This window comes from Longimonas sp., from assembly GCF_040409695.1.
Taxonomy (GTDB): domain Bacteria; phylum Bacteroidota; class Rhodothermia; order Rhodothermales; family Salinibacteraceae; genus Longimonas.
Window position 1 is genome coordinate 1 of the sequence record NZ_JARWGJ010000043.1, and the last position, 2,790, is coordinate 2,790.

General features: G+C 61.3%; 4 protein-coding genes and 1 pseudogene. All 5 read right to left on the reverse strand.

The window, feature by feature from the left end; genetic code table 11:
* Positions 1–203, reverse strand: a pseudogene (locus PPP56_RS02340) (type I-E CRISPR-associated endonuclease Cas1e); the annotation flags it as partial.
* Positions 204–241: 38 nt separating this feature from the next.
* On the reverse strand, positions 242–598 hold the full coding sequence (locus PPP56_RS02345) for a DUF5615 family PIN-like protein (RefSeq protein WP_353562403.1): 357 nt from the start codon (positions 596–598) through the stop codon (positions 242–244).
* The gene (locus PPP56_RS02350; protein ID WP_353562405.1) at positions 598–840 is read right to left on the reverse strand and encodes a DUF433 domain-containing protein; all 243 of its coding nucleotides are present in this window, start codon (positions 838–840) and stop codon (positions 598–600) included. Before PPP56_RS02350 ends, PPP56_RS02345 begins: the two co-directional genes overlap by 1 nt.
* 200 nt (positions 841–1,040) lie before the next feature.
* On the reverse strand, positions 1,041–1,832 hold the full coding sequence (cas6e, locus tag PPP56_RS02355; RefSeq protein WP_353562407.1) for a type I-E CRISPR-associated protein Cas6/Cse3/CasE: 792 nt from the start codon (positions 1,830–1,832) through the stop codon (positions 1,041–1,043).
* On the reverse strand, positions 1,825–2,586 hold the full coding sequence (gene cas5e, locus PPP56_RS02360) for a type I-E CRISPR-associated protein Cas5/CasD (protein WP_353562409.1): 762 nt from the start codon (positions 2,584–2,586) through the stop codon (positions 1,825–1,827). The genes cas6e and cas5e overlap by 8 nt, the downstream gene beginning before the upstream one ends.
* Positions 2,587–2,790: the final 204 nt, after the last annotated feature.

Consider the following 2,790-nt stretch of genomic DNA (forward strand, 5'->3'; position numbering starts at 1 on the left):
GTGCCCGGCCCGAGCAGCAGGTTCGAGATCTGCTGAAACGGGATGTCGTAGGCCCCCGCATCAATGTCATAGAATCCGGCGGTGGTGAACACAAGATTCCCGGCCTCCACAGCCAACCGTCCACGCTCCAACCACATGAGTCCGTGCCGATCGGCATGGGGAATGCGGGCGGTTTCGAGTCCGAGGCGTCCTTTGAGGGGCATATGTCAGGATGCTGAAATGATGAACGGAGCACCAATTGCTACCTATCGAGGGGCCGAACACGAATGCGCTCTTCCTCCACCACTGAAAAATAGCCTACCCATTCTTTTTGGTCCTTGATCGCGTCAATTAGAATTGTCGTAACCATTTCCGGAAGGACCGGCATAAACCGGAGCAGTATGGTGCCGCACTCGGCAGGCAGTTCGGCATGAAACGCGAGCGTACCAAAGTCTTTGTCGAATGTAAGAACCACTCGCTCTTCCTCTACAGCTGTTTTGAGCAGCACATGGTCGGGGGCACCCGGGCATGCGGTTTGTGCCCATAAGACGTCGTGGCTTTTCGCACGGAGCGCATCCACCGTGTGTCGAGGAATATTTTGATCTGCGAGGAGTCTCATCACGCACTGCCCGACTTCGAGAGTGGGTCCACCTGATCCGACTTCAAAACCTCACTTGCGTAATGCAAGCATGCCTGCACATCTTCTCGTGTGAGGGCTGGATATTGTTCGAGCAGGTCCTCTACTGACCATCCGTGGGCCAATAACTCTACGACGAAAACGACAGAAATGCGGGTCCCTTTCACAACGGGCTTGCCACTGAGGACATCGGGCCTGATTTTAATACGGTCGTGCCAGTTCATACTCTTCGGGTCCCAAGTGTGGAGTGAGCGATTACCGACAATGAGTCGTTCTTGCTACCATGCCATGAAGTCAACAGAGCGACCTACGGGAGGGATCCTTCAAGATCAAGCCCGTAGCCGTGTAATGGACGAAGCAACACACCCGCAGAGGATAGAAAACGACAGGTACCACCTACAACTCTCCGCTTCCCCATTTTCATTCACCGCGCCCGCCGCACCTTCAGCATCCCAAAGCCGAAGCTCTTGTGCCGCCCGATGCCGGAGCGGAGGAGCGCCTGGAAGGCGTCGCTGTCGGTGACGGTGAGGGTGCCGCTGAGGGTGACATCGGGGCGCTTTACGGTGTGGGCCGTGCGGTCGCCGTTTGCGTCTGTCTTCGTCCGGCGCACCATCCGTTCAATCGAAAAGCGCTCCACCCCGGCATCGATGAGCTCAGCGCCCCCGCGCGTGCTGAACTGGTCCTGTAGCCACTTCACGTAAACGGCCTCACGGTCGAGCGATTCGTCGCTGGTCCACTGCCGCGCCAGAAAAACATCGAGCTCCTGCCCGGCCCTCCAGGTGCGCTCTTGACCCTTTTTGTTGGTGCCGCTGCCGGCCGAGGACTTGCGGATCACCGGACAGGCCCGCAGTTCGAAGCCGAGGCGCATACCGTCGGGAAAGGTGTCGGGCATGGGCTTGGAGGCGAGGCGCTCCCACTGGCCGATCTGGTAGACCGTGGGGGAGGCGAAGCCTTGCGCCAGGGAGTGCAGGGTTTCATCATCTACATCGGTATATCCCAGCACCTGCACTTGTCGTCCGGGCGCGCCGTCGTTTTCGATGCTGTAGGGTTTGGGCGCCTGATCCTGAAAAAGCTCACCCAGCGCGCAGTGCACCAGATAGTTGGTATCGGTCTGCCGCAGGGGAAGGCCGAGCATGCGTCCGAGCGTGGTCAGTCCCTTCGCATCCAGCTGCAACTGGATCATGTGGAGGGAGGCGGTGGCGGTTGTGTTAGTCATGGGAAGTGGGGGTAGATTCAACAGAAAGATCCCCCGCCGCAATCCAGCGCTGGCCGACGTGGATCTGGTTGGTCCAGTCGCGCTGGTCGGTGACGGGGCGGCGGGTGGCGTTGGGAGTCCCTGAGGCATCGGCGGCAGAGTCAACAGGCCACCAGGCAGGATAGGTGGCGTCGGAGTCGCCCTGGTGGTCGGCCCGGTCGTGCAGGGGGGCGTGGCGCAGCGCATCCACCAGACTGGACGCAGCACGCCGCTCAACTACGAGATCGCCCGCTGGAAGGCACGGCTTGCGTCCCAGGAAAAGCGGCCGCGCCGGGTGATGCAGCGCGGCTTCGACCTCGTCAAGGGTTGGCGCCTCGTCTGCCGGATCGAGCGTCAGCGCCACCGTATGCACCGCGTCGGCCCAGTAGTCGCGCTGGCGGATGTGCGTGCCGCTGCTGGCAGAGCCGCCCTTGCGCGTCTCCAGCGTACCCCGCGTGGTCCAGGCGCGGTCGTCGTCCATGTACGGCGCGCCCAGGTTCACCGTCTGGTAGTCCTGAATCTGGCGGCCCTTGCGGTCGCGGCGCGAGGCGTAGCGCAAGCGCTCTTGCAGGCGCTGCAGCCGGTCGGACTCGCGGTGGTCGATGCCCAGCGCGTTGCCAATGAGCCCGGTCATCATCGACAGCGCCGGGTAGGGCTGAATCACTCCGTGGCTGTCTACAATCGGCGCGCCGAAGCTGATGAGCGGCGCATCGAAGCGAAGAATAAGCGTATCCATAAATACAAACGGTTGGTGTAAAAGCCAGGTGGATACGAAGGACTACGCCTGTTCAACCTGCGCAGCTGCCCACCGGGCGACTTCGGGCACCGTGTGGGTGTGCTCAACGCCTGCGGCATCCACCAGCCCGTTGGTTGGGCCCATAGCGGAAAGGCGGCGGGCGTTTTCGTGCCCGTACATGCCGTCCATATCCTGCAGATAGTC

Bases quoted from the DNA above. Each gene is read 5' to 3' on its own strand.
- PPP56_RS02345 (WP_353562403.1), bottom strand. From the start codon at position 598: ATGAGACTCCTCGCAGATCAAAATATTCCTCGACACACGGTGGATGCG.
- PPP56_RS02350 (WP_353562405.1), bottom strand. From the start codon at position 840: ATGAACTGGCACGACCGTATTAAAATCAGGCCCGATGTCCTCAGTGGC.
- cas6e (WP_353562407.1), bottom strand. From the start codon at position 1,832: ATGACTAACACAACCGCCACCGCCTCCCTCCACATGATCCAGTTGCAG.
- cas5e (WP_353562409.1), bottom strand. From the start codon at position 2,586: ATGGATACGCTTATTCTTCGCTTCGATGCGCCGCTCATCAGCTTCGGC.